Genomic DNA, 26,713 nt, shown 5'->3' with positions numbered 1-26,713 from the left:
GCGGCTCTGGCTTTTTGGGGTGGGTTCGGGGTCGGGGGTGGCGGGGGCCTCTCAGGGTGGGGACTTCGGGTTTGCGGCAGGGCGGGCTGGAGGGCCCGGCGGGGATCTGTGCGGTGCTCGGTTCCGAGCCGCCCCCTGATGCCCCGCGAACGACGCCCCTTTCGGACCCGATGGCATGGCCGAGCACATGGAGACGAAGGCCCCGGGCGAAGCCTGAATCCGCCCAGGCTCACCGGAACTCCATGGCCCGCCGTCGTCAGCACATCTCTCTGCGCACCGGGCGGCTGACCTTGCGGCAGCTCCCTGTTCCTATGCATTTCTCTCCCTGGCTCCGTCCCCGGCGACCAGCAAGCATGAAGGACGTCCCCTCCTCTGCGCTGCACACGCGCACGGGGCCCCTCGATCGGGACACCGTCGATCTCAGCCGTCAAGGAGCAACTCATGAGTACGTGGTTCATCACCGGCGCATCGCGCGGATTCGGCCTGGAGATCGCCCGTCAGGCACTGGAGCGCGGCGACAACGTCGTGGCGACCGCCCGCAGGCCCGAGACCATTGCACACGCACTGTCCCACCATGGTGACCGCGTGCTCGCGGTCGCCCTCGATGTCACCGACGAGGATCAGGCCCGTACAGCGGTCTCCTCCGCGGTCGAGACCTTCGGCCGGATCGACGTGCTGGTCAACAATGCCGGACGTGGCCTGCTGGGCGCGGTGGAGGAGTCCACCGATGCCGAGGTCCGCTCGATCTATGACACCAACGTCTTCGGCCTGCTGAACGTCACCCGCGCGCTGCTGCCGGTCATGCGCTCCCAGCGCTCGGGCAGGATCCTCAACGTCAGCTCCCTGGGCGGCTTCAGCAGTTCATCGGGCTTCGGGATCTACTGCTCCACCAAGTTCGCCGTCGAAGGAATCTCCGAGGCCATGCACGAGGAGCTGGCAGACCTCGGGATCAGGGTCACCGTCGTGGAGCCGGGCTACTTCCGCACCGACTTCCTCGACGACCGCAGCCTGAGCACCGAGACCACCGTGATCGAAGACTATGCCCACACCGCCGGGGTGGTCCGCGGAACGGTCCCCGGACTGAACCACACCCAGCCAGGGGACCCTGTCAAGGGAGCGACCGCGTTCCTGACCCTGGCTGACGCGGAGAATCCGCCAGTGCGGGCTCAGCTGGGCAGCGACTGCCTGAAGGAACTGGACGCCAAGATCACTCAGCTGCGCACAGAATCAGAGGCCTGGCGGGATCTGGCGGCCTCCACCGACCACGACGACGTGCTGGTCTGAGGACACTGGGCACGGACCCGGCACCGGGCGCTCGGTGCTCCCCTCGCGGAGGTGGCGGCTCTCAGCTCGTCACCTCCGCCCCGGGAAGCTCGCACAGGGCGCTGGCGTTGGCCGAGAACAGATAGGAAGAGGACGCGATGACCGAACTGGGTGATTACCTGCGCGCATGCCGCGCCAAGGTCAGCCCCGAGGCCGCCGGAATACCGAGTGCCGGTCACCGGCGGGTGCCAGGCCTGCGGCGGGAGGAGCTGGCCATGCTGGCCGGAGTCAGCGCGGACTACATCGTGCGCCTGGAACAGGGCCGAGCGAGAACCGCCTCACCAGAGATCCTCCGAGCACTGGCTCAGGCACTCGACCTCCGCCCCGACGAGGAGGAGTATCTGTTTCGCAGCGCGGCCGAGGCCACGGGCCCGGCAGCACCGGCACGGAAGACACCACCTGAGTCGCAACGTGTCTCGGCACCCACCCGGGTGCTGCTGGACAGCATGACCGGCGTGCCCGCACTGGTGCTGGGCAGGCGGATGGACATCGTCGGCTGGAACACCTTGGGGGCCGCCCTCTTCACAGACTTCGACGCACTCGCCCCGCCGCAGCGCAACCACATCCGGCTGGCGTTCCTCGACCAGCGGATCCGCAGTCTCTATCGCGATTGGGAGACGGTCGCCAAGGAATGCGTGGCCTACCTCAGGATGGACGCCGGACGCTACCCGGAGGACCCTGCACTGGCACGCCTCATCGGTGAGCTGTCCATGAAGGACGAGGACTTCCGTCACTGGTGGTCCACCCACCGGGTTCGCGCTCAGCGTTCTGGACGCAAGCACTTCCTCCACCCCACCGTCGGGGAGCTCTCACTGGACTTCCAGGTCCTCGACGTGCGCGGCGCACAGGACCAGACTCTGCTCACCTATACCACGGAACCGAACTCCCGCTCCGCACAGGGGCTGGCCTTCCTCAGCGCCTGGGCCGACTCCGACCGCACCCCCTCGGCAGATGGTGAGACCACGGAACCCGCCGGTCCTCACAGCGACCCAGCCGGCGCCGAAGAACGCTGACACCGCTGGGCTGAGGAGCCGCTTCGGAGGTGCACCGCTGCTCCACCGAAGAAGCGGCCTCTGACCTGGAAGTCCATCCAGCAGAGGCCGCCTCTTCAGTGTCCTGCCGCCCCGCTCAGGGGACGGTGTATCCCGCGGCGCGGAACAGCTCGTACCACTCCGAGCGCTCCAGCGGGACCTCGGAGCCGAGCGCGGCATCAGCCACCCGCTGGGGCGTGGTGGTGCCGAGCACGACCTGCATCCGGGCGGGATGACGGGTGATCCAGGCGACGGCGATCGCGATCACCGGGACGTCGTACTTCGCCGCCAGGCGATCGATCGCCTCGTTGAGCTCCGGATAGTCCGCAGAGCCGAGGAAGGGCCCGTTGAAGAACCCGGCCTGGAACGGCGACCATGCCTGCAGGGTGATGTCGTGGAGCCTGCAGTAGTCGACCAGGCCGTCGTCGCGGGTGATCGACTGATCGAGGCCCTGCATGTTCGCGGCCACGCCCTGGGCGACCAGCGGCGAGTGCGTGATCGACAGCTGCACCTGATTGGCCACGATCGGCTGCTTCACGTACTTGCGCAGCAGGTCGATCTGGCGGGGCGTGTGGTTGGAGACGCCGAAGGCGCGGACCTTGCCCGCCGCCTCGAGCTCGTCGAAGGCACGGGCGACCTCCTCCGGCTCCACCAGTGCGTCCGGCCGGTGCAGGAGCAGGATGTCGATGTAATCGGTGCCCAGTGCCTGCAGCGACCCCTCGACGGATTCGATGATGTGCTCGTAGGAGAAGTCGAAGTACGGCCCGGAGGGGACGATCCCGGCCTTGGTCTGGATCACCCAGTCGGCCCGCTCGCTCGCGGAGAGCTGCAGCGATTCGGCGAACCGCCGCTCGCAGCCGTGCAGATCGGATCCGTAGACGTCGGCATGATCGAGGAAGCTGATGCCGGCGTCCCGTGCTGTCCGGACCAGGGTCCGCACCTCGTCGTCGGTCTTGTCCTGGATGCGCATCAGGCCCAGGGTCACGTTGGGCACCGTGAGATCGGTGCCGGGCAGGGTGAAGGTCTTCATCGTCGAGATCATGCTCCTGTGATGTGGCGGGTTCCCGCTGCGATGCATGAGCACTGCGACGAGTGCGCACTGCGGCGGGTGTGAACAGCGGTGGACGCGTGGTGGTGGAGGTCCTGCGGTGATTCTGCCCTGTGCGGGCCGCGGCAGGCAGCCCACGGTGGATGGTGCGGTCAGTTGACCTCAAGGGGGTGGCCGCCGACGCGGCCGGAGCCGTCGCCGGGATCGAGGGCATCGATCCTCACGATCTCGTCCGCGCTGAGCTCGAAGCCGAAGACGTCGAGGTTCTGGGCCATGCGCTCACGGTGCACCGACTTGGGGAAGACGATGATCCCGCGCTGCAGATGCCAGCGGAGCACCACCTGTGCGGGTGTCACCTCGTGGGAGGCGGCGGCCTCGGCCACGGGCGCGGCCTCGAACAGCGGATACTTGCCCTGGCCCAGCGGGCCCCAGGACTCGATGTGCATGCCGTGCTCGGTCGCCCACGAGAGGATGTCGCTCTGCTGGTGGGCGGGGTGCAGCTCGATCTGGTCGACGGCGGGGACGACGCCCGTGTCCTCGACGATGCGGTCCAGGTGCTCGGGGAGATGGTTGGAGACTCCGATCGAGCGGGACAGTCCGGCGTCGCGGATCTCGATGAGCTTCTCCCAGGCGTTCGAGAAGGTGTTCTTCTCGGGGGTGGGCCAGTGCGTGAGGTAGAGGTCCACGTACTCCAGGCCCAGCTTCTCCAGGCTGGTGCGGATCGCGTCGTGCGGGTCCGTGCCCGCCTGCTTGTCGTTCCACAGCTTGGTGGTCACGAACAGCTCGTCGCGCGGGATGCCGCTGCGCGCGATCGCCGCGCCGACTCCCTTCTCGTTGCCGTAGACCGCGGCGGTGTCGATGTGCCGGTAGCCGAGCTCGAGAGCGGTGCTCACGGCGGACTCGGCCTCCGCCGGGTCGATCTTGAAGACGCCGTAGCCGAGCTGGGGGATGCTGTGGCCGGAGTTCAGGGTGAGGGTGGGAACTGATGTCATGTCGGAGAGAGTAGAAGCGCGTAATCTATACGTCCAACAGCTTGGATCGATGGCATTGAGAAGCAGGAGTGGTCAATGGAGCTTCGTCAGATGGAGTACGTGGTCGCACTCGCCGAGGAGCGGCACTTCACCCGCGCCGCCGACCTCGCCGGGATCTCCCAGTCGGGCCTGTCCTCAGCGATTCGCAGCCTCGAGGCGGAGCTCGGCACGACGCTCTTCGACCGCACCACCCGCAGAGTCGAACCCACCGCCGCAGGCCACGCGCTGGTCCCGCATGCGCGGACGATCCTCGACGAGGCGGCCCGGGCCCGTGACGCCGTGGTCCGGGTCAGTCGCACCGTCACCGGCTCGCTGCGGGTCGGAGCCGAGCAGTGCCTCGGCCTCGTCGACGTCTCCGCCCTCCTCGAGCGCTTCCATCGCCGCTACCCCCTGGTGGAGACCGAGTTCGTCCAGTCCGGATCCCATGAGCTGGTCGAGGCGGTGCGCACAGGGGACCTGGACGTCGCCTTCGTCGCGACCACCCGGCATCTGGGCGCCGTGCGGCACCTGCCGCTGGGGCACGAGCCGCTCGTGGTGCTCCTGCCCCCGGATCATCCCCTGGCCGCTCACTCGGAGCTGAGCTGGGAGCTGCTGGACGGCCAGGGGTTCGTGGACTTCGGCGCGTCCTGGGGCGTGCGCACCCTGAACGAGGAGTCGCTCGCGGCCCACGGGATCTCCCGCCGGGTGCGCTGCAGCGTCAACGACGTCCACACTTTGCTCGATCTGGTCGGGCGCGGTCTCGGCATCGCCATCGTCCCGCAGCACGTCGCTGCGAAGCCGCAGGCCGAGCAGCTGGTCAAGGCGTCCCTGCCGGGGTCGACCTCGAAGGAGTGGACGGTCAGCGCGATCAGCCCGATGCACGAGCGCACGGACATCCCGGCGGGGATGCTGCTCGAGCTGCTCGGTGAGCACTGTCCCGGGACCGATGGGGCGGAGCTCTGCGACCAGGCAGAGGCGATCGCCGGCGAGAAGGACGGCGCCTCACACGCTGCGCAGCGCGTCGACGTCAAGAAGCCGAGCGTCACGCGCTGAGAGACTCCGGCGAGGCGCGGCTCAGCCTCCCGCCGGGGGATGCTCGCGTGAGGGGCCCAGTGCGGCGTCGAGCAGCTGCGTGGCGATGCTCCGGGCCCGCCGGGCGAGGTGGCCGTCGCCGTCGATGCCACGGTGGGCGATCGCGCCCTCGAGCAGCAGGAACAGGTGCTCGGCGGTGATCTCGGCCTGGAGCTCCGGGCGCTCCTCGCGAAGGAGTTCCTCGAGCCGCCGACGGACCGCGCGCTTGTGCACCTGGACCACGCGGTAGCCGGGATGCTCGCGCGGGAGCTCTGCGGCGGCGTTGAGGAAGCCGCAGCCGCGGTCGGCCGGCAGCAGGTCCTCGGCGTAGGCGTCGAAGACCGCGAGCGTGCGCGACCCCGGGGCTGCGGCGAGGCGCTCCTCGAGCCGCTGCCACCAGGCGCGATGGCGGGCCCGGAGGTAGGCGGTGACCAGGTTGTCCTTGGAGCCGAAGCGGTCGTAGAGCGTCCGCTTCGTCACCCCGGACTCGGCCGCGATGGTGTCCACCCCGACGGCATGGATGCCCTGCCGGTAGAACAGCTCGGACGCCACCTCCAGGATCCGCCGGGCACGGGGGGTGAGCTCCGGCACCGCCATGTCCTCGGTGTGCTCTGCTGTGGTCGTCATGGCCATCCCTCCTGAAGTTCACAGATCAGTATACTCACCGGGCCAGCGGTATACAGATCTGTGAAGTAGGAGTGGTGATGAGCATCAGCACGGACCCCCACATCGACCGTGGGAAGAGGGCTCCGGCCGGACGCGGTGCGTGGGGGCTCGCTGCGGCGGGACTGTCCTTGATCGCGGTCTGCTACGGCCTGGCCCGCTTCTCCTACGGCCTGTTCGTGCCGATATTCCGCGAACAGTTCGCGCTCGGCGGCGCCACTGCGGGGGCCATCGCCTCCGGCTCCTACGCCGCCTACTGCATCGCGATCGTGCTCGCCATGCTGCTCACCCCACGGTGGGGCGGTCGGAGCGTGGCGGTCGCCGCCGGTCTCGTCGCGACGGCGGGAACACTCGTCGTCGCCCTCGCGCCGAACGCGGCCGTCCTCGCAGCTGGGGTGATCATCGCCGGTGCCAGCACGGGCGTCGCCTCCCCGCCGCTCGCCCATGCGGTCACCCGCGCGGTGCCGGGACCCCGCCGGGACCGGGTCCAGACGGTCATCAACGCCGGCACCGGGGTGGGCGTCGCGGTCGCCGGCCCGGTCGCGCTGCTCACGCACGAGCACTGGCGGCTCGCCTGGCTCGCCTTCGCCGCGCTGTGCGCGCTGGTGACGCTCTGGGCCCTCCGATCCGTCCCCGGCCCCCGGGTGGAAGTGCGGGAGGCAGAGGGTCCGACCTCCCTGCCGCGTCCGCTGCTCCCGCTGGGCAGCGGCCGGCTGATCAGCGCAGCCCTGCTGATGGGGGCCTCGAGTGCAGCGATATGGACGTTCGGCCGAGATCTGCTCGTCACGGAGGGCGGCATGAGCGGGCAGGCGTCGACTCTCGGGTGGATCGTGCTGGGGATCTTCGGCGTGCTCGGTGCCGGAGCCGGAGACCTCGCCCAGCGGATCGGACTCCGGGCGGGGTGGGGGGCCGGGATGCTCGCCCTCGCACTCTCCACCTCTCTGCTCGCGGCATGGCCGGGGATCATCGGCCCGGCCTGGGCGGCACTTGCCGGATTCGGCGCGGCATACATCGCGCTGACCGGGTTCCTCCTGCTCTGGGGGACCGCCGTCCATGCTCGGCATCCGGCATTGGGTGTCGGCACCGCCTTCCTCATGGTCGCCCTCGGGCAGGCGCTCGCCGCTCCGGTGATCGGGGCCCTAGGTGTTGCGGGTCATGACGTTGTGGACACCGCGTAGGGGATGAAGGAACGGGCCCCTGGACTGCACGATGGGTGGTGTCTAAGCAACCGTCTCGCAGGAAGAGGCCCGTTCCATGCACCACCGTAATGCGCCACTGACCGTCGTTGGAAGGCAGCGTGCTGTCGCCCAGGTCATCGACTCCGGCCGCCCGATCGCCCACGTCGCAGCCGAGTTCCACATCGCCCGCACCACGCTCTCGAAATGGGTCGGTCGCTACCGTGACCACGGCGAGGCTGGGCTCGAGGACCACTCCAGCGCGCCGGCAAACCGCCCCACCCGCCTGCCGATCTGGGTGCTCGAGCTGATCGAGTCCTGGCGACGGAAGAAGAAATGGTCCGCCCGCCGGATCGCCCGCGAACTCGCCGACGGCCACGGCTTCGCATGCTGCGTGAGAACGGTGACGCGGTGGCTGGACCGGCTCGGACTGAATCGGATCCGCGACATCACCCCGGACGGCGAGAACCTCCGCTCACCAGGGAAGATCATCGCCCGCTATCCCGGCCACATGGTCCACATGGACGTGAAGAAGGTCGGCAAGCTCCGAGACGGCGGCGGGTGGTGGGCCCATGGCCGCGGCTCCGTCCAGGACAAGAAGAAGCATGGCCAAAGAGTCGGCTACAACTATCTCCACTCGATCATCGACGGGTTCTCCCGCCTGGCCTACACCGAAGCGCTCGAGGACGAGAAAGCCGCCACGACCATCGGGTTCTTCCATCGCGCCCGAGTGTTCTTCGCTGCCCACGGCATCACGAAGATCTCCCGCCTGGTCACCGACAACGGCAGCAACTACACCGCCAAAGCGTTCCGCCGCTCGACCAGCGCGTTCATCGGCCGCCACCAGCACACGCGGATCTACACTCCCCGCCACAACGGGAAGATCGAGCGCTACCAGCGGATCCTCACCGACGAATGCCTCTACGCCCGCCCCTACGCCTCCGAGAACGAACGGCGAGAGGCCATCGCGGTCTGGGTCCATCACTATGACTACCATCGCCCCCACACCGCCTGCGGCGACCAGCCCCCGGCCTCACGCCTCCACACCGGCGTCGACAACGTCATGACCAACTACACCTAGGGGAGATGATCGGCCTGCGGGGAGCCTTCCTGATAGCGGCCCTGCTGGCCCTGGCCGGGAGCGGCTGTCGGCCTCCTCGCAGGGGGCGCGGTCGCGAGACGAGGCACGGCGGAGCTGCACCGGCTACGCTCACCCGTGAGCGGGCGGAGGACGTCGGCGCACGCGGCAGCCATCGGGGGTGCACCAGGGATGAGTGAGGCAGCAGAGCGGACCAGGCAGTCGGGGGAGTCGGTCCCGGCATCGGATCCCGCCGCGATCGCGAGCGCGACGCCGAGGAGCACCCGCAGCATCGTGCTGATCCATGCCATCCGCTCCTCCCGCACGATGTGGAAGGGGCAGCGGCGCAGGCTGAGGAACTGGGGATTCGAGGTGATCGCCCCGGACCTGCCCGGTCACGGCCTTCGCCGCGGCGAGACCTTCACCCTCGACGGCGCCCTGGCCACGATCGACGAGGCCGTCTCCGCCTGCGAGCAGCCGCCGCTGCTGGTGGGACTGTCTCTCGGCGGCTATCTCACCCTGCACTGGGCGGGGACCCATCCGGGACGGCTGTCCGGAGTGGTCGCCGCGGACTGCACGATCGTGCCGGGCCCTGCGAGCGCGCGCCTGTACGGGCTGTGGATCACGATGAAGGACTTCCTGCCCGGCGATTCCGACTCCCGGGTGGCGCGCTCCTTCGCCCGCCGTCACTCGCGCAAGGCCGCGAAGCGCTACTACGGCGGCGGCCGCGCCCACGGCGTGGTGCGGGCCGTGGTGCGGCTCATCGGCGGCCTCGACCTGCTCGCCGACATCGCCGCGATCGACGTGCCGCTCACCCTCGTCAACGGCGAGCACGACCCCTTCCGCCGGCACGAGGCCCTGTTCCTCGAGGCCGCCCGGGACGGCGAGCTGGTGATCCTCGAGGACGCCGGACACATTGCGAACCTCTCCCGGCCCAAGCGCTTCGCGAAGCTGCTGCGCGACCGTGCCCGACCGCGGACACCTCTCGGGTCGATCGCATGACCGGCGCACAGCTGCGCGACCCGTGGCCTGTGGTGCTGGTCCACGGCACCCGCACCTCTCACAGCCAGTGGGACTTGCAGCTGCCTGCCCTGCGGGCCGCCGGGCACCCTGTGCACACCCCGGACCTGCCCGGCCACGGCGAGCGACGCGACGAGGCCTTCGTCCTCGATGATGCCCTCACGACGATCCTGGATGCCGTGACCCGGGCCGGGACCGACAGCGGACTGCCCGTGCACCTGGTGGGGAGCTCCCTCGGCGGGATGCTCGCGATCCACGCCGCCGCCCGGCTCGCGACCGGCCGCGCCGACGGGGCCGCCTCGGACGGGACCACGAACGCGCTCGGTTCGCTCACCGCGTGCGGCGCGGCGCTCCAGCCGAGCCCGCTGCTGGCCCGCCTGTACGCCGGGCTGATCGGTCTCGCCGAGGCGGTCCCGGGGATGGGTGATGGCACCGCCCCGCTGTTCGTCGCTCTCCTCGGGGCCGACGGGGCCCGTGCGTACCACCGGGGAGGGAGGGCCGACGTCTCCGTCGTCGCGCCTGCCTTCGCCGCTCTCGCCGGCTTGGATCTCGCCGCAGACCTCGCCCGGATCCCGGTCCCGGTGACGTTCCTGCACGGACGGTTCGACCAGATGCGCTGGGACGAGCAGGCCTTCGTCCGCGCCGCACCGCAAGCGCGGCTCGAACTGCTCCCGTACGGCACCCACATGGTCAATCTCAACGCCCCGCACCGATTCAACGCCGACCTGCTGCGCGTGCTGGCCCGGGCGCAGCGCGAGCACGGCCGCGCGACCGGGTCCGGCGGGTCGTAGGCTGGGGACATGGATCGCACCACCCTCCGCATCGGCTTCGTCCCGGGCGTCGAACCCGACCGCTTCCTGCGCCGCTGGAAGTCCGGCCGACGCGAGGCCTGGCTCGCGCTGACTCCCGTCCCGCTCTCGAGGCAGGCCGAGGCGCTCACGTCGGGCGAGGTCGACATGTGCTTCGTGCGCCTCCCGCTGGAGTCGGAGGACCTGCACGTCGTGCCGCTGTGGGAGGAGCGGGCGGCGATCATGGTCGGCACCGAGAACGTGCTCAGCCTGCTGGACGAGGTGGGCGAGGAGGACCTCGCCGAGGAGACCGAGATCCCTGCCGCTCACGCAGACGACGCCGCCGAGCGCATCGCCGTCGCCGCCACCGGCGTCGGCTACACCCGGGTACCGCTGTCGCTGGCGCGCCTCCATCATCGCAAGGACGCCGTCGCCCGCCCGCTGCGGGATGCGGAGCCGACCCGTATCGCGCTCGCCTGGTCCCGCGCGCAGGACGACCCGCTCCGCCAGGAGTTCGTCGGCGTGGTGCGCGGTCGCACGGCACGATCCAGCCGCTGACCGCAGAGGCGTTCCCGCCTCGCCCTTGACGCACCGCCTCGCCGCGCCCCCGCCCCGCCAGCCCGTCCCGTCCAGCGTGACCCCGTCCCGCTCACCACGGCCTAATTCCATCCGCCGCACCTCGAAGGAGCCTCACCGATGACCGAGCAGCCCCGCATGAACGTCGAGAGCTTCAACCTCGACCACCGCACCGTCGCCGCGCCCTACCTGCGGATCGCCGACCGCAAAGAACTGCCCGGCGGTGACGTGCTGACCAAGTTCGACGTCCGGTTCACCCAGCCGAACACGGAGCATCTGGAGTCAGAGACCGTGCACTCCCTCGAGCACATGATGGCCGAGCACATGCGCAACCACTCGGGCGACGTCGTGGACGTCTCGCCGATGGGCTGCCGGACGGGCTTCTACGTGCTGCTGGTCGGCGACCACACCCCGGAGGGTTTCGCACCGGTCCTCGAGGCCACGCTGCGCGAGCTGATCTCCGCCGACGAGGTGCCCGCCGCCAACGAGGTGCAGTGCGGCTGGGGCGCCCACCACGACCTCGCCGGAGCACAGGACGCCGCCCGGGCGTTCCTCGACCAGCGCGAGGCCTGGGGACAGGTCACCGCGGGCTGAGGCCCGCCGAGCCACCTGGGCCGCACGGCGCTGACGGCATCGTCCTGCCAGCATCGTCCTGACGGCAGGGGCCTGTCGGCAGGGTCCTGACCGGTTGCGGTTCAGCCCTGCGCGAGGCCGTCCCGCACCGCGGTCAGCAGGCGCGCGGTGCGCTCGTCGGTCGCGATGTCATCGATCGACACCGCGGCCCCTTGGGCATCGGCGAGCGGAATCCGCCAGTTCGGGTACTCCTCGTCGGTACCGGGCTGGTTCTGGATCCGGCGCTCGCCCACGCAGTCCACCAGCGAGACGCCCAGGAGCATCGACGGCGTGCGGGCCAGATGCCGGTGCAGGGCGAGGACGGTCTGCTCGATGTCCCCGCCCTCGAGCGTGCCGGTGCCGGTGGGGTCCTCGTCACCGTGGGGTGCCAGCGCACTGTCGCGGGGCGCGAGCTCATCGCGTCGGGGCGCCAGCAGGCCCTCCGCGCGCAGCAGGTCCAGGACCTGCTCGCGCCCGGCGGCATCGGCCGCATGCTCCTGTGCGAGGTCGCGCTCCAGCAGCCCCAGCTCATGGCGCAGGGTGACGTGGTCGCCGGCGAGATAGCCGGCCGTCGGCGGCAGATCGTGCGTGTTCACCGAGGCCATGCACAGGGTGCGGTAGTCCTCGGCACGCAGCGGCCTGCCCTCGGCGTCGTACTCGAACCACAGGATCGAGGTGCCCAGGATCCCGCGGGCCGAGAGGTAGTCGCGCACCCACGGCTCGAAGGTGCCGAGGTCCTCGCCGACCACCAGGACGTGGGATCGGTGAGCCTCCAGGGCGAGGATGCCGATCATCGCCTCATGGTCATAGGAGACGTAGGCGCCGTCGGCCGCCTCATGGCCCTCGGGGATCCACCACAGCCGGAACAGGCCCAGCACGTGGTCGATCCGCAGCGCCCCGGCGTGGCGCATCAGGGTGCGCAGCATGTCCCGCCAGGGTCGGTAGGAGGCGTCCCGCAGCCGCTCCGGGTGCCAGGGCGGCTGGTGCCAGTTCTGCCCCTGCTGGTTGTACTGATCGGCCGGGGCGCCCACGGCGGCGCCGCGGGCGAGCACCTCGCGCAGCCCCCAGGAGTCCGCACCGATCTGCTCGACGCCGACGGCCAGGTCGTGCATGATCCCGATCCGCATGCCGGCATCGCGCGCCGCGGTCTGGGCGGCGCTCAGCTGCTCGTCCAGCAGCCACTGGGTCCAGACATGGAAATCGATCCGAGAGGACAGCTCGCGTCGGGCCCCGGCGAGAGCGGACTCGTCGAGATCCAGGAGCATGGATTCGTCGGCCGTGCCGCGCACCGACTCCGCGATCGCGGACCACAGCGCGAAGTCCTCCAGGCCCTGACCCTCACGGGAGCGGTAGGAGTCCAGCAGCGCTCGCCGGCCTGCGGTCAGCGGCACCGCGAACAGCTCCTCGAGGGCCTGCAGCTTCGTCGTCAGCACCTCGTCGCGCTCGAGCCGATCCACGCGGTCGTTCCAGTCGGCGACCGACTCCCGCAGCAGCGCCACACGCTGGCGCGCGAAGTCGGTGAGCTCGCGGTACTCCGGCACGTCCTCGATGCGCAGGTACAGGGCGCTGGTGAAGCGGCGGGTGACCGGGAGATAGGGGGAGGGCTCGACCGGTGGCGTCGGGTAGGACGCATGCAGGGGATTGACCAGGAGGAAGTCCGCACCATGGCGGGCGCCTCCGATGGCGGCGAGGTCGCGCATGTCGCCGAGATCGCCGATGCCCCAGGAACGCTGCGAACGGACCGAGTACAGCTGAGCCTGGAGACCGAAGGCGCGCTTCGCCGCGAACTCCTCGTGGACCGTCAGCCGGGTCGGGGTCACGACGACGTCCGCCTCGAACGGTCCCTGCACGGTCTCGGCCACGATCCGATGCCAGCCCAGAGGCAGTCCGGCCGGCAGGTGGAAGCGTGCCCGGCCGCGCAGCGTGCCGTCGAGGTCGAAGGGCGCAGTATGGTCCTCGGCCTGCTCGAGATCCCGCCGTCCGCCGTCCTCGAGCAGCAGGTGGGCGCGGACCGCGGTGCCGTGGTCGACGTGCACGGGCACGGTGGTCGCGACATCCTGGCGGAGCACCGTCACCGGCGGCAGCGAGCGCTCCCAGGGGGCGCGCTCGCGGTCGCGCCGCACGGCGGCGATGTCCTGCTCGGAGGAGACCGGCGAGCCGAGGGCGGCGAGGATCGCGTGCAGGGTGGCGTCGGCGACGTCCTTGAGAGTGCCGTCCCAGCCCCAGTACTGGGTGCTGACACCGAGGTCGCGGGCGAGATCTCGCAGCGCTGAGGAATCTGGGGCCATGCGGCAATCGTAGCGCTCGCGAGGATCCTCACACGCACTCTGCGAGGGTGCCCGACGGGCGGGGACGGAGCCTTCCGCTCAGGTCCAGGACGGCAGCCACATCCGGTAGCGCCACTGCTCGACGTCCATCACCTGACCGGTCCAGATCGGCCAGAAGAACGCCGAGACGAGCACGATCAGCACCAGCAGGGAGCCGACGAACAGCCCCCCGGCAAGGCGCCGCTCCGGCTCCGCCCGGGCGGAACCGATCACCAGCGTCATCACATAGGCGAGACACAGGATCACCCACGGAGCGAAGGCCACGGTGTAGAAGGTGAAGATCGTCCGATCGCTGTACAGCAGCCAGGGCACGTAGCCGGCGAGGATCCCCGACAGCGCCGCCCAGGCACGGCCGTCGCGGTGCACCACCCCGCACAGCAGGGTCACCACGAGAGCGAGGGTCCCCAGCCACCAGATCAGCGGATTGCCCACCGAGAGGATGTGGGCCCCGCACGTCGCGACCTCGCAGCCCTGCTCGCCGTACTCGAAGGAGCGGTAGTAGAAGTTCGTGGGACGGATCTGCAGCAGCCAGCCCCACGGATTCGCCTCATAGGGGTGCTCGGAGTCGAGACCCACATGGAAGGTGTAGGCCTGGGCGTGATAGAGCCACAGCGAGTGCAGCGAGTCCAGCACCCCGATCCCGGTGGCCTCGCCCTCCGCTGCCGCGAGGTGGCGGTGGTAGCCGGTGTCGGAGGCGAACCATCCGGCGAAGGAGACCACGTACGTCACCAGCGCGGTGCCGACCATCGCGAAGAACGCGGGGATCGCGTCCTTGACCAGACCGCCGAGCAGCCAGTCCCGCTGACCGACGGTGCGGCGCGCCCACCAGTCCCACAGCACCGTCATGATCCCGAAGACCGCCACGAAGTAGAGCCCCGACCACTTCACCGCGCACGCCATGCCCAGCAGCAGTCCGGCAGCCAGCCGCCACGGTCGCAGACCGCCCGAGACCCCGAGCGGCGGGGGCGCCTCGGAGCTCGTGTGCAGCTCCGCGGCGGCCAGCGCAAGTCGCGCACGGAAGCGGTCGCGATCGATGAGCAGCGCCCCGAAGGCCGCGAGCACGAAGAACATCAGGAACGGATCCAGCAGGCTGGTGCGCGAGTGCACCAGGTGCACTCCGTCGATCGCGAGCAGCAGCCCGGCGATCATGCCGGCCGTCGTCGAGCGGAAGAGCCGCCGACCGATCCGGGCCAGCAGCAGGACGGCGACCGCCCCCAGCACGGCCGAGGAGATCCTCCAGCCCCAGGCGTTGTCGGCCCCCAGCAGCAGCATGCCGGCACCGATCAGCCATTTGCCCAGCGGCGGATGGACGACGTACGCGCCGTCGGGCTGGTAGGAGTCGACGTCGCCGGCTTCGAAGGCGGCGTCGGGCTCCTCGGGCCAGGACATCTCCACCCCCTCCTGGGTGAGGGTGTATCCGTCCTTGACGTAATAGGTCTCGTCGAAGATCAGCTCATCGATCGATCCGAGCCCCCACATCCGCAGCACCAGCGCGAGCCCGAAGAGCGCCATCGCCCCCGCCCAGGCAAGACGGGAGAGCGGGAGGTCGAAGGTGTTCAGCCGTCGCCGGTAGGAGGCGGCCAGGGCGCGCGGCTCGTCATCGACGGCGGCGCGATGGGCGCTCGGTGTCGCTTCCTCCTCCGTGGGCACCCGCACATGCTAGGACATGGGCGGTGCCGCAGCGGGTGGAGGCCGGCGCGTCGGACGGGCCCGGCCAGGAGGCGGCGCCGCACTGTGTCCCGCTGCACCGCACGGGGCCGAAGCCTGGCGGCCGGAGCATGGCGAGGTCGGTCGACGCGGCCGCTGGTGGCTAGCATGGCCGGATGCTCGAACCCGGAGTCCTCACCCTCGCCGCCACCCCGATCGGGAATCCGCTGGATGCCTCGGTGCGCCTGATGCGCGCGCTCGGCGAAGCCGATCTCATCGCCGCCGAGGACACGCGCCGCCTCCACCGGCTGGTGCGCGAGCTCGAGGTGGAGATCACCGGCACCGTCCTGTCGTACCACGAGCACAACGAGGCCGAGCGCACCGGGACGCTGCTCGAGGCGCTGGCGGAGGGGCAGCGGGTCCTGATCGTCACCGACGCCGGCATGCCGGTCGTCTCCGATCCCGGGTTCCGTGCCGTGCGGTCGGCGACCGAGGCCGGTCATCGGGTCACCGTGCTCCCCGGTCCCTCTGCGGTGCTGACGGCGCTCGCCGCCTCCGGCATCGCCCCGGATCGCTTCACGTTCGAGGGCTTCCCTCCGCGGCGGGAGGGACGACGGGCCGGCGCCCTCGAGCCGCTCGCCGCCGAGCAGCGCACGATGGTGTTCTTCGAGTCCCCGCGGCGGACCGCCGCCACCCTCGCCTCCATGGCGGAGGCCTTCGGACAGGAACGGCACGCGGCCGTGGCCCGGGAGCTGACCAAGACCTACGAGGAGATCCGCCGCGGCACTCTCGCCGAGCTCGTCGAATGGGCCGAGGCCGAGGAGGTGCTCGGGGAGGTGGTGATCGTCGTGGCGGGCGCGGAGCCGGTCACCGCGAGCGCGGAGGACCTGGTCGAGCAGGTGCTGGCCCGCGCCGCGGCCGGAGAGCGGCTCAAGGACGCCGCGAAGGACGTCGCGCGCGGCCACGCCGGCGTCGGTGCGAGCGAGCTGTACGACCTGGCACTGCAGCGGCGCTGACCGCGTCGGGCGGTGCGGGCGCTGTCCGTGCCGCTGCTCCGCGCTCGCCGGAGGTTCGCACCGGGGGTCGTGCCGGGGCCTGGCGGTCGGCATCTGACGGCCGGTCCAAGTGCCCGGTCCAGCTGCCCGGTCACGTCGGCCGCACGTCCAGGGCATACGACGACGTCCCCGGCACTGGGTGCCGGGGACGTCGGGTGAGGTGATGCGGTGCGGGCGTGGCCCGCTCCGGATCAGTCCTCGATCTGGATCAGACCGCGCTGGTACGCCTTCGCGAGGCGACGCGGCACGGACGCGGTGCGGCCGCGGACCGTCACCTGCACGAGGTCGGCGTTGTTGGCCTTCCACTGCGAGCGACGGGAGTGCGTGCGCGCACGGGACATCTTGAACTTGGGCACTGCCATGGGACGCTCCTTGACGGTCCGGAGGGTGAACGAGCGTTGGCATCCGCCCGAGCAGCGACCCGAACCCGGTGCGGTGTGAACACTGCGATCGGGGCGCTCGGGTGCACGAAGGGACGCGCAACGACGCCCCATCTTGCCATATCCCGGCCTCCACCGCGCCCCCGGGGCCCGTGAGCTATCACACCGCACCGGCCATGGCCGGGCCTCGCGATGCAGGCCGGAGCGCCCCGCGGGGCACGGTCCGGTCACGGCGCGGGCGATGAGCAGGGGGTTGGTCCGGGGTGCTCGTCGGCCCTCCTACGATAGTCGCATGCCGTCACCGCACGAGACCCCGCCCCGCACCGATGCGTCCGCGCCGGTGCGCGATCGCGAGGACATCGACCCGCGCGGGAAGAAGCGCGACCGCTCCTGGCCGCCGGCGCCGGAGCCGCTGCCCTTCCCGGTGATCGACAACCACTGCCATCTCGACTTCGCCGACGGCGACGAGCAGCTCAGCGTCCACGACCACGTCGCCCGCGCCGCGGCCGCCGGGATCGATGCGCAGATCACCATCGGCTCGGACCTCGAGGCGGTGCGCTGGACCGCCGCACTGCTCGCCTCGGAGGACTGCCCGCCGTCCCTGGCCGGAGGTGTCGCCGTGCACCCCAATGAGGCGGCCCTCCATGCGCGTGGGCGTGATCACGAGGGTCATGAGCTGGTGGGCCTCGAGACGGCGCTCGCCGAGGTCTCCGAGCTGCTGCGCGGTCCCAGGATGATCGTGGTGGGGGAGACGGGACTGGACTGGTTCCGCACTTCGAGGAAGGACGAGCAGGCCCGGGCGGCGCAGATCGAATCCTTCCGCGCCCACATCGCGCTCGCCAAGGAGCTCGACCTGCCGCTGCAGATCCACGACCGCGACGCCCACCGCGACGTGCTCGAGGTGCTCGAGGCCGACGGAGCGCCCGAACGCACCGTCTTCCACTGCTTCTCCGGAGACGCCGAGTTCGCCCGTGAATGCGTCGACCGCGGCTGGTACCTCTCCTTCGCCGGCACCGTCACCTTCAAGAACGCGACGGACCTGAGGGGCGCGCTCGCCGAGGTGGGCCTCGGCCAGGTCATGGTCGAGACCGACGCCCCCTTCCTCACCCCGGTGCCCTATCGAGGCCGCCCCAACTCCTCCTACCTGATCCCGCTGACGATGGCCACCCTCGCCGAGGTGACCGGCACGGACCTGGAACAGGCCTGCCGCACGATCCGGGCCACCACCGAGCACGTGTACCGCTGGCCCGAGGGCGTGGCCGCATGACGGGGGCGGAGGGCTCGACCACCGCCGGAGACGGCGGCGCGGGGATGCTGCTCACGGCCCGCGACATCCGCGAGCTCGCGGAGGCCGCCGGGATCCGCCCGTCGAAGCAGCGCGGTCAGAACTTCGTGATGGACCCCAATACGGTCCGCACCATCGTGCACCGCGCCGGAGTGCAGCCCGGGCAGGCCGTTCTCGAGGTGGGACCCGGCCTCGGCTCCCTGACGCTCGGGCTGCTCGAGGCCGGAGCCGACGTGGTCGCCGTGGAGCTCGACCGCGGCCTCGCCGAGCTGCTCCCGCTCACGCTGCGCGCCCGAGGGGTCGAGGAGGAGCGCTTCCGCCTCGTGCACGCCGACGCCCTGCAGATCACCGAGCTGCACTCCCTGCCTCGAGCAGGGGAGCCGACGGCGCTGGTCGCGAACCTCCCGTACAACGTGGCCACCCCCATCCTGCTCACGATGCTGGGACGCTTCCCGTCGATCCGCTCCGCCGTGGTGATGGTGCAGTCCGAGGTGGTGGACCGGCTCAGCGCCGGGCCCGGATCGCGCACCTACGGCGGTCCGAGCGTGAAGACCGCCTGGTACGGCCGGGCCGTGCATGCCGGGCGCATCTCACGGCAGATCTTCTGGCCGGTCCCCAACGTCGACTCCGCGCTGGTGGAACTGGTGCGGCACGAACAGCCACTGGGCACCGACGCGGAGCGGGAGGCGGTGTTCGCCGTCGTGGACGCCGCCTTCGCTCAGCGACGGAAGACGCTGCGCGCCGCGCTCGCCGGCTGGGCCGGCTCTGCGGCCCGGTCCGAGCAGATCCTGCGAGCTGCCGGGATCGATCCGGGCGCCCGCGGCGAGACGCTGGGCATCGAGGAGTTCCGGGCGATCGCCCGCGCCGAGAACGGGATCACCTGATGGCACCGGACCTGCAGCGGGTGGTCGTGCGAGCTCCCGGCAAGATCAACCTCTCCCTCGGGGTCGGCGCGGTCGACGACCGGGGCTATCACGCCCTGGCGACCGTGTTCCAGGCCGTGGACCTCTACGAGACGATCAGCGCGACCCGCGCCGACGAGCTGAGCCTCGAGGTGACGTCCGAGGTGCCCGGCGAGGTCCCGCTGGACGGGACCAACCTGGCGCTGCGTGCCGCCGAGCTCCTGCGGGAGGAGTGCGATGTCCGGGAGGGCGCGGCGCTCCACATCCACAAGCAGGTCCCGATCGCCGGCGGCATGGGCGGTGGGTCGGCCGACGCCGCCGCCGTCCTGGTCGCCCTGGATCGGCTGTGGGGCCTCGGGCTCGCCGGTGAACGCCTGCGACGCCTCGGCGCGCGTCTGGGAGCGGACGTCCCCTTCGCGATGCTGGGGCACACGGCGCTGGGCCGCGGCAACGGCGCGGAGCTCACCACGGTGCTCACCCATGGCGAGTGGACCTGGCTGCTCGCGGTGCCCGGTGGGCATCTGTCCACCCCGGAGGTCTTCCGCAGGTTCGACGAGATCGCCGCCCGGGGAGGACGCACACCTGCCGAGCAGCCCACCGTCGACGAACGCCAGCTCCAGGCCCTCAGCAGCGGGAACATCGAGCTGCTCGCCGACACCCTGCACAACGACCTGCAGGTCGCCGCCTTCGCCCTCCACCCGGGTCTGGAGCCGGTCGTCGAGGCCGCCGAGCAGCTCGGAGCGCCCGCCGCGCTGGTCAGCGGCTCCGGCCCGACGATCGCGGTGCTCGTCGAGGATGAGGTGCAGGCGCGGTCGATCGCCGCCGGCCTGATGCGCGAGTCGCTGGTGGAATCGTGCCTGGTGGCACGGGGATCCGCAGCGGGAGCGAGCGTGCTCGACGAGGAGTGATCGGGGCGGCAGGGGACCGGTTGCAGAGCTCGATCGATGAGCTCGATAGCAGGACCCTGGGGCCCATCGTTGGGCTCGGAGTTCCACCCTGGGGCCCAGATCGCGACGCTCAGGACAGCGGTGCCCGGGGCGACCGGGCTCGTCCACAATTCTGCAGACCCGGTGGCAGGGTGTGGCGCACGCGGTTAGGTTGAGGCCCCCTGTCGCCTTCTCAGGAAGTTCCACACGATGGCCTCTCCTCGCCTCTGTGCTCTGTCGGTCACCGCTCTCCTCGTGCTCGGGCTCTCTGCATGCGACAGCACTCCGGAGCCGGTGAAGACGCCGCCGCCTTCGATCGGCATCTCGGCTCCCAGCGACGGTGGCGGCGATAGTGGCGGCGGGGGAGAGCGCGACGGCGGGGGCGAGGAGACGGCGTCTGGCCCCGAGGACATTCCTGCCCCGGACCCCGCCGACTTCGCCGGAATGGACGAGGAGACCCCGGAGGGCGCGGAGCAGGCGTACCGGTACTACTGGGCGGTGCTGGTGTGGGCGCACCAGACCGGCGACTCGGAGCGGGTTGAGAGTCTTTCCAGTCAGGACTGCGGTGCATGCAGCTCCTACGCCGACGAGATCAAGCAGCTCGCAGAAGATGACGGTCTTTGGATTGGCTCAGCGCATAGAGACGAAGATATCTCCCACATCGCCGGGACGAAGGAACTGGAAGAAGAAGGGTACGACGTGGCCGTAATCTACGAATTTTCCCTTTCAGAGCACTCGATAAAGGATCCCCAAACCGGTGACCGGGTGTCAGAACCGGAAGCTAATTACCGGACCACAGGCGGCCTGGTGTGGAGTGGCGAGGGATGGGTGGTGGCTGGACTTGCCATCGAGTGGGTCCGGGGGAGTTCGACGTGATCCGGCGACGGATATTATTCTCCGCCTTCATGGCGGTTCTATTTCTACACTTCGGTGGGCTTGCGCATGCTGGATTCGAATCCAAGTGTGTCGATGATGAACTGCTCTGTGAGATCAACGGAGAAAGCGAAGCTCCGGTGTCCGGGGCTACGACGGGCGGCGTTAGCGGCGGCAACAGCGGCACTGGCAGTGGAAGTGGCGCGGGAAAGGTGCCGCCCCCACCGCCACGCTTCGTCAACGTCTGGAACCCTGTTGAAGAGGAGCTCGGTGAGTGCTCCGAAAGTGGCAACGGAACTACTCTCTGTGGACCCGAGCGCGGGACATGCGAGTTTAATGGCTCACAAGTGATCCAGGTCGACACCGATGTCTTCGACCTCGTCGAGGTCGGGCCTGCAACTGAGGCCCCCGACGGGGGTGAGAACTTTGAAGGCACCCGGCGAGACACTGTGGAGGGATCGGAATCGTCGTTGGGCTACGCCTGCATGGAACCTGGAGAGGGTGCGACATCAGCGGGTGGGGAGCCGGTCGTCATCGCCGTGACCCAATCGGACTTCGCGAAGCTCCCGGTCTCCCCGCCGCAGGCTCATGCCGGTCCTGAAGCAGGATGGATCCCGGTCAACATGGTGGTCGTACTCCATGCCAGCGGTGAGGATCAGGTGCTGGAGACGACGATCCTCGACACCCCGGTGAGCGTACGGGCGGTCCCGATCGAATACTCGTGGGATCTCGGAGATGGGAACACGATCACGACCACCAAGCCCGGGCAGCCGTACCCGAGCACCGAGGTGGCCTCCGAATATCGCTACGAGGGCTGGTATGACGTGACGCTGACGACGACCTTCGCCGGTCAGTTCTCGGTGGACGGAGGTGAGTGGCAGGACATCGACGGCACCATCACGGTGGAGTCCGAACCGGTGGAGATCTTCTCGAAGTCCCTCGAGTCCCGCCTTGTGAACGGGGACGTCCCGGTCGACGAGGAGGAGGACCCTTGGATCCCGCCTCGAACCGATGAGACGGAAGGCTCTCCAGATCCGAATGCCCAGAACCGCAGCATCTGACACATCGGCGGGAGCTCAACGTCTCGCCCGAGATTCGAAAGTTCCTGAACGGGTTGCCGCGCATCTAGGTATGTGACTGTTCCTCCCGGACGAGAGTTATCCACAATTCGAGCATACTGCCGAGTATCTTCTATGCACCCCTTCCCGCGTTCGAATCCGCGTGCGAAAATAGCTTCATGACGCAGAATCGGAGCAGCGCGAGCGCAGGGCCTCAGGGTGCCGATACCGGCCCACGTGGGGCCGCTCGACGCGACTCGGATTCGATGAGCTGTCATGGCGTGCCGGTGGATGCCTCGGTGCCCGGTCGCCGTCCAGGCGCGATTCCGGTCTTCGCAGATGCAGACAGGCTCTGGATCGGTGATGTCGATGTCGCCTCGGCACGGGCCGCACTCTCCGAGATAGGTGCCGAGGGGACGACATCGCTTCATGACCTCTCGCCCGCCGGCACCATTGCTCTGCTCGCCCGGCTCCAGGACCTGAGCGGTGCTGTCGCGGCTGTACAGGCTCGGGCGCTGGTCCACCTGGAGAGCGCGGTCAAGGAGGACTGCCGACGGCGAGGCGAGACGGCGGAGGCCGCGGTGAAGGTCGCGAGGTCGGAGACCTCTCAGGCCTTGAAGCAGTCGACCTCCTGTGCAGGCCAGTCGATCTCGTCCTGCCGCCGCCTGGTGCACTCAATGCCCGGAATGCTCGCAGCGCTCGCCCACGGTCGTATCGTCCCCGCCTCCGCTCACAGGGTGGGACGGACGGTGTCACCGGCAACCCCCGAACAGCGCACTCGCGTCGACGAGATCCTGACAGCACACCTTCCCTATCTCGAAGGGTGCGGCCCGGAGGAATGGGCCGGCGAGGCAGCGAAGGTGCTCCACGGGCTCGATCCCCACGGCGCGTCGGATCGCCATCGCGCGGCGAAGCAGGAACGCAGCGTGACAGTTCGTCGAACGGAGCACGGTATGTGCACCGTGACCGCCCGGCTCAGCGGCCTCGACGGCGCACGCATCCGCAATGGCCTCTCGATCGCAGCGGAGAAGGCCCGCGCCCACGGAGATCGACGCGGGCACCAGCAGATCATGGCGGACCTCTTCGCCGATGCTCTGATCGGACGGGGCGACGGAATCGATCCGTCCACGCTCGAGATCGGTGTGATCATCACCGACCGATCCCTTCTCGCCCCCGATCACTCCGATGCCGCCACCATCGAAGGCTTCGGGGCGGTCCCGTACGAGCACGTCCGGGAAGAGATGCTCGATGCGGTGAACCGCGCCGGTGAGGATCCCGAGCTCTCCATGGTCTTGCGCAAGCTCTATGTCGACGCCGAGGACGGTCAGCTGGTCGGCGTCGAATCCACGGCGCGCAACTTCCCTCCGTCGCTCGCTCGTTTCCTCAGGATCGCCCATCAGACCTGCCGCGCCCCCTACTGCGATGCGAACATCCGCCAGAACGATCACATCGTCCCCTGGGCACAGGGTGGCAAGACCTCGCTGGACAACGGCAATGGGCTGTGTGCCGCGGACAACCAGAAGGAGGAGTCCGGCGAGACGGCCCGAATGATCCGTGATGAGAAGGGGCGACGCCGCACCGTTGAGTGGACCAGTCGATACGGGCAGAAGGCCAGCCGCCGCGGCACCAACTTCAACCCCCTCGGAACGGGAGAGAAGATCCTCGAGCGAGCGGCGGCGGCCGTCGCCGAGTCGCGAGGATCCGATGCCGCGGCCCAAGCATCCGACTCTGTGGCCCGAGGATCCGATGCCGCGCGACCACTGACCGCACCTGACCCGCCAGGCGGCCACAAGATGCCCCTACACGAAGGCGTGATCACCTCGTCGACGTGCGGAGACCTCCCGCCCGACTCCGCCTCGACGAAGGACTTCCTCAGCGACGAGTCGAAGTCCCCGCACCATCGAGCACTGTCACTCGTCGAACCGCTCGGCACCGAGCGGCAGAGGATTGCCCGAGAGCTCGGCGCCGCGCTGCCGCGCAGGGATTACCACTTCTCCCCGCACCTCATCATGATCACCGACGAGCGGTGGAATGACACGGCAACGGACGCGGCGTGACCCGGTGCGGCGTGCGACATGCGGCGTGACCCGGTGCGGCGTGCGACATGCGGCGAGTCCCGGTGCGACGTGACCTGACGCGACCACGATGAGTCGCACAAGGGCCTCCTCGGCGCAGGTCGTGCAGGAATGGGCTCTAGCAGCGCGAACAGCACCGCAGGGACGGCGGAGAAGTGAGACTCGGCCCGGCGGCTTTCTCGGTACCGGAAGAGCGCCGCCGCTTCAGCCGAGCAGCTCCGACAGCTCCAGCCAACGCTCCTCGAGGCTCTCGATCTCGGACTCGACACCCCGCAGCTGGGACGTGATCTCCGCGAGCCCCACATAATCGGACTGGTCGTGATCTGCGAGCTTCACGTGCAGGGACTCCGTCTGGCGCTCGAGCTTCTGCATCCGCCGCTCCACAGCCCCCAGCTCCTTCTGCGCCGCGCGCGACTCAGATCCCGAGAGCCCCGCCGAGGAGGCGGCCGACGAAGCAGCGGAGCCAGCCGGACCGGGAGCCTCCACGGATTCGTCCGAGCCGCGCGAGCTCTCCGAGCCGTCGGATCCGCCCGAGCCGCCGGCGCCGTCGCGGACTGCGCCGCTCGAGCGATTCCCACGACCCCCCGAACCGGCGTCCGCCCCCGTACTCGCAGCTCCCGTCGCCTCGCCGGAGGCGCGCAGCGCCAGATACTGCTCGACCCCGCCCGGCATGTGACGCACGTGGCCGTCCTCCAGCACGGCGTACTGGGTGTCGGTGACCCGCTCCAGCAGGTAACGGTCGTGGGAGACCACCAGCAGCGGACCGGGCCATGTGTCCAGCAGGTCCTCCATCGCCGCGAGCATGTCGGTGTCCATGTCGTTGGTCGGCTCGTCGAGCACCAGCACGTTGGGCTCGTCCAGCAGCGTCAGCAGCAGGTCGAGTCGGCGCTGCTGGCCACCGGAGAGTGCCCCCACCTTCACCTTCTGGTGCGCAGTGGTGAAGCCGAGACGCTCGAGCAGCTGCCCGGGGGAGACTTCGTCCTTGCCCGCACGGAAGGTGGTGCGGTACCTGCCCACCACATCGCTGACCCGGGATTCCAGATGCTCCTGCAGGCCCTCGAGCTGCTGGGTCACCTGCTTCACGGTCACGGTCTTGCCCTTCTTGACCCGACCGGACTGCGGCTCGACCGCACCGGTGATCAGGCCCAGCAGCGTCGACTTGCCCGCGCCGTTGGGGCCGAGCACGCCGATCCGGTCGGCAGGCCCGATGTGCACCGTGACGTCCCGCAGAACGGTCACGTCTCCGTAGCCGGCGTCCACATCCAGCACGTCGATCACGTCCCGGCCCAATCGGGACGTCGCCAGCTGCGTCAGCGCGACGGTGTCCCGCACCGGCGGCTCCTCGGAGATCAGCTCGTTCGCGGCATCGATGCGGAACTTCGGCTTCGACGTGCGGGCCGGCGCACCGCGGCGCAACCAGGCGAGCTCCTTCCGCATGAGATTCTGCCGCTTCGACTCGATCGCCGCGGCCTGGCGATCACGCTCGACCCGCTGCAGCACGTAGGCCGCGTAGCCGCCCTCGAAGGGTTCGACGACGCCGTCGTGCACCTCCCACATACGGGTGCAGACCGCATCCAGGAACCAGCGGTCGTGGGTGATGACGACCAGGCCGCCGTCCTTGGGGCTCCAGCGTCGCCGCAGGTGCTCTGCGAGCCAGGCGATGCCCTCCACATCGAGGTGGTTCGTGGGCTCGTCCAGCAGCAGCACGTCCCAGTCGCCCACCAGCAGCTCCGCGAGATGCACCCGGCGCAGCTGACCTCCCGAGAGCGAGACGAGCGGGGACTCGAGATCGATACCGCCCAGCAGCCCGGCCAGCACATCGCGGATTCGCGGGTCGGAGGCCCACTCGTACTCGGGACGGTCGCCGACCACCCGGTCGCGGACGGTGGTGTCCTCCGTCGCCTCGTCCTGCTGGCTCAGCACGCCGACGCGCACGCCTCCGCGCACGGTGACTCGTCCGTCGTCGGGCGTGGTGATGTGGGCCAGCAGACGCAGCAGGGTCGACTTGCCGTCGCCGTTGCGGCCGACGACGCCGATGCGGTCGCCCTCATCGATGCCGACCGTGATGTCGTCGAGCAGCACGCGATCAGGGAGCGCGACGTGGAGGGACTGGGTGCCGAGCAGATGGGCCATGCGGAAAGTCCTCAAGATAGAGCGGAAGATCGTGCGGCGGGAGGCGGCCGGAAGGAGCGGCGAGGGGTAGGGGCGGCGATCCTGCGACTCCCGCGCTCCCAGCCCTGATGCTCAGCGCTCAGGGGGGTCGTCCGCCTCGAAGGTCAGCAGCAGGGTGCGCAGGGTGTCGGCGAGTGCGGCGCTGCTGTCCTGGGCGAGCGGTTCGAGCAGCTCCCGCTCTGCCTCCAGCAGCTTCTCCATCGCCGCATCCACCCTCGCGATGCCATCGGGCCGCAGCCGCACCTCGACCGCCCGGCCGTCGTGCGGGCTGCGGTTCTTGCTCACCAGACCCCGCGCCACCAGCTTGTCGATCCGCGTGGTCATGGTGCCGCTGGTCACCAGGGTCTCGTGCATGAGCGCGCCGGGGGAGAGGGCGTCCTCGCCGCTGCGACGCAGTGCGGAGAGCATGTCGAACTCCCAGCCCTCGAGGCCCGCATCCGTGAAGGCTCCCCGTCGCGCGACCTCGAGGTATCTCGAGAGCCGGGAGATGCGGGAGAACACCGAGAGCGGCGCGACGTCCAGATCGGTGCGTGCCCTCCGCCAGCCGTCGACGATGCGGTCGACCTCGTCGTGGCGCGGTGCGGCGGCGTCAGGCGTGGTGGGCATGAACCGAGTCTA

At 69.9% G+C, this 26,713-nt stretch carries 24 protein-coding genes; 16 read left to right on the top strand and 8 right to left on the bottom strand.

All coding sequences use genetic code 11. From position 1 onward, the window contains the following. The first annotated feature begins 441 nt into the window (after nucleotides 1-441). Nucleotides 442-1,284, top strand: coding sequence for an oxidoreductase (locus VF289_RS02860; protein WP_330880892.1), 843 nt, complete (start codon nucleotides 442-444; stop codon nucleotides 1,282-1,284). Nucleotides 1,285-1,421: 137 nt separating this feature from the next. After that, nucleotides 1,422-2,336, top strand: coding sequence for a helix-turn-helix transcriptional regulator (locus tag VF289_RS02855; RefSeq protein ID WP_330880890.1), 915 nt, complete (start codon nucleotides 1,422-1,424; stop codon nucleotides 2,334-2,336). 115 nt (nucleotides 2,337-2,451) lie between these two features. Here VF289_RS02855 and VF289_RS02850 read toward each other — a convergent pair whose 3' ends face one another. Beyond that, nucleotides 2,452-3,384, bottom strand: a complete 933-nt coding sequence (locus VF289_RS02850; protein WP_330880887.1) for an aldo/keto reductase — start codon at nucleotides 3,382-3,384, stop codon at nucleotides 2,452-2,454. Nucleotides 3,385-3,554: 170 nt separating this feature from the next. Continuing rightward, the gene (locus tag VF289_RS02845) at nucleotides 3,555-4,394 is read right to left on the bottom strand and encodes an aldo/keto reductase (RefSeq protein WP_330880885.1); all 840 of its coding nucleotides are present in this window, start codon (nucleotides 4,392-4,394) and stop codon (nucleotides 3,555-3,557) included. Between the two features lie 75 nt (nucleotides 4,395-4,469). Here VF289_RS02845 and VF289_RS02840 point away from each other — a divergent pair, with 75 nt between their 5' ends. Beyond that, complete coding sequence (locus tag VF289_RS02840) at nucleotides 4,470-5,465, top strand: LysR family transcriptional regulator (RefSeq protein ID WP_330880883.1); 996 nt, start codon at nucleotides 4,470-4,472, stop codon at nucleotides 5,463-5,465. 21 nt (nucleotides 5,466-5,486) lie between these two features. On the opposite strand, the gene VF289_RS02835 is transcribed toward VF289_RS02840, so the two are convergent. Beyond that, the gene (locus VF289_RS02835; RefSeq protein ID WP_330880881.1) at nucleotides 5,487-6,110 is read right to left on the bottom strand and encodes a helix-turn-helix domain-containing protein; all 624 of its coding nucleotides are present in this window, start codon (nucleotides 6,108-6,110) and stop codon (nucleotides 5,487-5,489) included. A gap of 77 nt (nucleotides 6,111-6,187) precedes the next feature. Between VF289_RS02835 and VF289_RS02830 the strand changes: the two genes are divergently transcribed. The 6 genes from VF289_RS02830 (at nucleotide 6,188) to VF289_RS02805 (ending at nucleotide 11,377) form a co-directional block, all read left to right on the top strand. After that, nucleotides 6,188-7,324, top strand: coding sequence for an MFS transporter (locus VF289_RS02830; protein WP_330880879.1), 1,137 nt, complete (start codon nucleotides 6,188-6,190; stop codon nucleotides 7,322-7,324). A gap of 76 nt (nucleotides 7,325-7,400) precedes the next feature. After that, nucleotides 7,401-8,402, top strand: a complete 1,002-nt coding sequence (locus VF289_RS02825; RefSeq protein WP_330880878.1) for an IS481 family transposase — start codon at nucleotides 7,401-7,403, stop codon at nucleotides 8,400-8,402. Nucleotides 8,403-8,693: 291 nt separating this feature from the next. Then, nucleotides 8,694-9,401 (top strand): alpha/beta hydrolase, encoded by a 708-nt coding sequence (locus VF289_RS02820; RefSeq protein ID WP_330880876.1) that lies wholly within the window; start codon nucleotides 8,694-8,696, stop codon nucleotides 9,399-9,401. Continuing rightward, a complete protein-coding gene (locus tag VF289_RS02815; protein ID WP_330880874.1) occupies nucleotides 9,398-10,210 on the top strand; it encodes an alpha/beta hydrolase in 813 nt (270 codons plus the stop codon). Before VF289_RS02820 ends, VF289_RS02815 begins: the two co-directional genes overlap by 4 nt. A 9-nt stretch (nucleotides 10,211-10,219) precedes the next feature. Beyond that, nucleotides 10,220-10,765, top strand: coding sequence for a LysR substrate-binding domain-containing protein (locus tag VF289_RS02810; protein WP_330880873.1), 546 nt, complete (start codon nucleotides 10,220-10,222; stop codon nucleotides 10,763-10,765). A 138-nt stretch (nucleotides 10,766-10,903) separates the two neighbouring features. After that, nucleotides 10,904-11,377 (top strand): S-ribosylhomocysteine lyase, encoded by a 474-nt coding sequence (locus VF289_RS02805; RefSeq protein WP_330880871.1) that lies wholly within the window; start codon nucleotides 10,904-10,906, stop codon nucleotides 11,375-11,377. A 101-nt stretch (nucleotides 11,378-11,478) separates the two neighbouring features. Here VF289_RS02805 and malQ read toward each other — a convergent pair whose 3' ends face one another. Both malQ and VF289_RS02795 read right to left on the bottom strand, forming a co-directional pair. After that, nucleotides 11,479-13,683 (bottom strand): 4-alpha-glucanotransferase, encoded by a 2,205-nt coding sequence (gene malQ / locus VF289_RS02800; RefSeq protein ID WP_330880869.1) that lies wholly within the window; start codon nucleotides 13,681-13,683, stop codon nucleotides 11,479-11,481. 78 nt (nucleotides 13,684-13,761) lie between these two features. Further along, on the bottom strand, nucleotides 13,762-15,372 hold the full coding sequence (locus VF289_RS02795) for a dolichyl-phosphate-mannose--protein mannosyltransferase (protein ID WP_330880868.1): 1,611 nt from the start codon (nucleotides 15,370-15,372) through the stop codon (nucleotides 13,762-13,764). A 173-nt stretch (nucleotides 15,373-15,545) separates the two neighbouring features. On the opposite strand from VF289_RS02795, the gene rsmI reads away from it, so the two are divergent. Next, nucleotides 15,546-16,385, top strand: coding sequence for a 16S rRNA (cytidine(1402)-2'-O)-methyltransferase (gene rsmI / locus VF289_RS02790; protein ID WP_330880866.1), 840 nt, complete (start codon nucleotides 15,546-15,548; stop codon nucleotides 16,383-16,385). A 230-nt stretch (nucleotides 16,386-16,615) separates the two neighbouring features. Here rsmI and rpmF read toward each other — a convergent pair whose 3' ends face one another. After that, nucleotides 16,616-16,786 carry a 50S ribosomal protein L32 gene (gene rpmF, locus VF289_RS02785; protein ID WP_330880864.1) on the bottom strand — a complete coding sequence of 57 codons (171 nt, stop codon included), beginning with the start codon at nucleotides 16,784-16,786 and terminating at the stop codon, nucleotides 16,616-16,618. Between the two features lie 310 nt (nucleotides 16,787-17,096). Between rpmF and VF289_RS02780 the strand changes: the two genes are divergently transcribed. The 6 genes from VF289_RS02780 to VF289_RS02755 all read left to right on the top strand — a co-directional run bounded on the left by VF289_RS02780 (nucleotide 17,097) and on the right by VF289_RS02755 (nucleotide 23,905). Continuing rightward, nucleotides 17,097-18,071, top strand: coding sequence for a TatD family hydrolase (locus VF289_RS02780; RefSeq protein WP_330880862.1), 975 nt, complete (start codon nucleotides 17,097-17,099; stop codon nucleotides 18,069-18,071). Continuing rightward, nucleotides 18,068-18,973, top strand: a complete 906-nt coding sequence (gene rsmA / locus VF289_RS02775; protein ID WP_330880860.1) for a 16S rRNA (adenine(1518)-N(6)/adenine(1519)-N(6))-dimethyltransferase RsmA — start codon at nucleotides 18,068-18,070, stop codon at nucleotides 18,971-18,973. Before VF289_RS02780 ends, rsmA begins: the two co-directional genes overlap by 4 nt. Further along, a complete protein-coding gene (locus VF289_RS02770; protein ID WP_330880858.1) occupies nucleotides 18,973-19,899 on the top strand; it encodes a 4-(cytidine 5'-diphospho)-2-C-methyl-D-erythritol kinase in 927 nt (308 codons plus the stop codon). Before rsmA ends, VF289_RS02770 begins: the two co-directional genes overlap by 1 nt. A gap of 228 nt (nucleotides 19,900-20,127) precedes the next feature. After that, on the top strand, nucleotides 20,128-20,793 hold the full coding sequence (locus tag VF289_RS02765) for a DUF6318 family protein (RefSeq protein ID WP_330880857.1): 666 nt from the start codon (nucleotides 20,128-20,130) through the stop codon (nucleotides 20,791-20,793). A 29-nt stretch (nucleotides 20,794-20,822) separates the two neighbouring features. Continuing rightward, entirely contained in the window at nucleotides 20,823-21,851 is a 1,029-nt protein-coding gene (locus VF289_RS02760) for a hypothetical protein (protein ID WP_330880855.1), read from the top strand. A gap of 176 nt (nucleotides 21,852-22,027) precedes the next feature. After that, nucleotides 22,028-23,905, top strand: a complete 1,878-nt coding sequence (locus tag VF289_RS02755) for an HNH endonuclease signature motif containing protein (protein ID WP_330880853.1) — start codon at nucleotides 22,028-22,030, stop codon at nucleotides 23,903-23,905. A gap of 222 nt (nucleotides 23,906-24,127) precedes the next feature. On the opposite strand, the gene VF289_RS02750 is transcribed toward VF289_RS02755, so the two are convergent. Next, complete coding sequence (locus tag VF289_RS02750) at nucleotides 24,128-26,056, bottom strand: ABC-F family ATP-binding cassette domain-containing protein (RefSeq protein WP_330880851.1); 1,929 nt, start codon at nucleotides 26,054-26,056, stop codon at nucleotides 24,128-24,130. A 111-nt stretch (nucleotides 26,057-26,167) separates the two neighbouring features. Further along, on the bottom strand, nucleotides 26,168-26,701 hold the full coding sequence (locus tag VF289_RS02745; protein WP_330880849.1) for a MarR family winged helix-turn-helix transcriptional regulator: 534 nt from the start codon (nucleotides 26,699-26,701) through the stop codon (nucleotides 26,168-26,170). Between the last annotated feature and the right edge of the window lie 12 nt (nucleotides 26,702-26,713).

Source organism: Brachybacterium sp., assembly GCF_036379615.1.
Classification (GTDB): domain Bacteria; phylum Actinomycetota; class Actinomycetes; order Actinomycetales; family Dermabacteraceae; genus Brachybacterium.
Note: the sequence above shows the minus strand (reverse complement) of the source record. Positions and strands in the feature narration are given on the sequence as shown.

Bases quoted from the DNA above. Each gene is read 5' to 3' on its own strand.
- VF289_RS02840 (WP_330880883.1), top strand. From the start codon at position 4,470: ATGGAGCTTCGTCAGATGGAGTACGTGGTCGCACTCGCCGAGGAGCGG.
- VF289_RS02860 (WP_330880892.1), top strand. From the start codon at position 442: ATGAGTACGTGGTTCATCACCGGCGCATCGCGCGGATTCGGCCTGGAG.
- rsmA (WP_330880860.1), top strand. From the start codon at position 18,068: ATGACGGGGGCGGAGGGCTCGACCACCGCCGGAGACGGCGGCGCGGGG.
- VF289_RS02825 (WP_330880878.1), top strand. From the start codon at position 7,401: ATGCACCACCGTAATGCGCCACTGACCGTCGTTGGAAGGCAGCGTGCT.
- VF289_RS02830 (WP_330880879.1), top strand. From the start codon at position 6,188: ATGAGCATCAGCACGGACCCCCACATCGACCGTGGGAAGAGGGCTCCG.
- VF289_RS02780 (WP_330880862.1), top strand. From the start codon at position 17,097: ATGCCGTCACCGCACGAGACCCCGCCCCGCACCGATGCGTCCGCGCCG.
- VF289_RS02770 (WP_330880858.1), top strand. From the start codon at position 18,973: ATGGCACCGGACCTGCAGCGGGTGGTCGTGCGAGCTCCCGGCAAGATC.
- VF289_RS02745 (WP_330880849.1), bottom strand. From the start codon at position 26,701: ATGCCCACCACGCCTGACGCCGCCGCACCGCGCCACGACGAGGTCGAC.
- VF289_RS02805 (WP_330880871.1), top strand. From the start codon at position 10,904: ATGACCGAGCAGCCCCGCATGAACGTCGAGAGCTTCAACCTCGACCAC.
- VF289_RS02765 (WP_330880857.1), top strand. From the start codon at position 20,128: ATGGCCTCTCCTCGCCTCTGTGCTCTGTCGGTCACCGCTCTCCTCGTG.
- VF289_RS02760 (WP_330880855.1), top strand. From the start codon at position 20,823: ATGGCGGTTCTATTTCTACACTTCGGTGGGCTTGCGCATGCTGGATTC.
- rpmF (WP_330880864.1), bottom strand. From the start codon at position 16,786: ATGGCAGTGCCCAAGTTCAAGATGTCCCGTGCGCGCACGCACTCCCGT.
- VF289_RS02845 (WP_330880885.1), bottom strand. From the start codon at position 4,394: ATGACATCAGTTCCCACCCTCACCCTGAACTCCGGCCACAGCATCCCC.
- rsmI (WP_330880866.1), top strand. From the start codon at position 15,546: ATGCTCGAACCCGGAGTCCTCACCCTCGCCGCCACCCCGATCGGGAAT.
- VF289_RS02815 (WP_330880874.1), top strand. From the start codon at position 9,398: ATGACCGGCGCACAGCTGCGCGACCCGTGGCCTGTGGTGCTGGTCCAC.
- VF289_RS02835 (WP_330880881.1), bottom strand. From the start codon at position 6,110: ATGACGACCACAGCAGAGCACACCGAGGACATGGCGGTGCCGGAGCTC.
- malQ (WP_330880869.1), bottom strand. From the start codon at position 13,683: ATGGCCCCAGATTCCTCAGCGCTGCGAGATCTCGCCCGCGACCTCGGT.
- VF289_RS02755 (WP_330880853.1), top strand. From the start codon at position 22,028: ATGACGCAGAATCGGAGCAGCGCGAGCGCAGGGCCTCAGGGTGCCGAT.
- VF289_RS02750 (WP_330880851.1), bottom strand. From the start codon at position 26,056: ATGGCCCATCTGCTCGGCACCCAGTCCCTCCACGTCGCGCTCCCTGAT.
- VF289_RS02810 (WP_330880873.1), top strand. From the start codon at position 10,220: ATGGATCGCACCACCCTCCGCATCGGCTTCGTCCCGGGCGTCGAACCC.
- VF289_RS02855 (WP_330880890.1), top strand. From the start codon at position 1,422: ATGACCGAACTGGGTGATTACCTGCGCGCATGCCGCGCCAAGGTCAGC.
- VF289_RS02850 (WP_330880887.1), bottom strand. From the start codon at position 3,384: ATGAAGACCTTCACCCTGCCCGGCACCGATCTCACGGTGCCCAACGTG.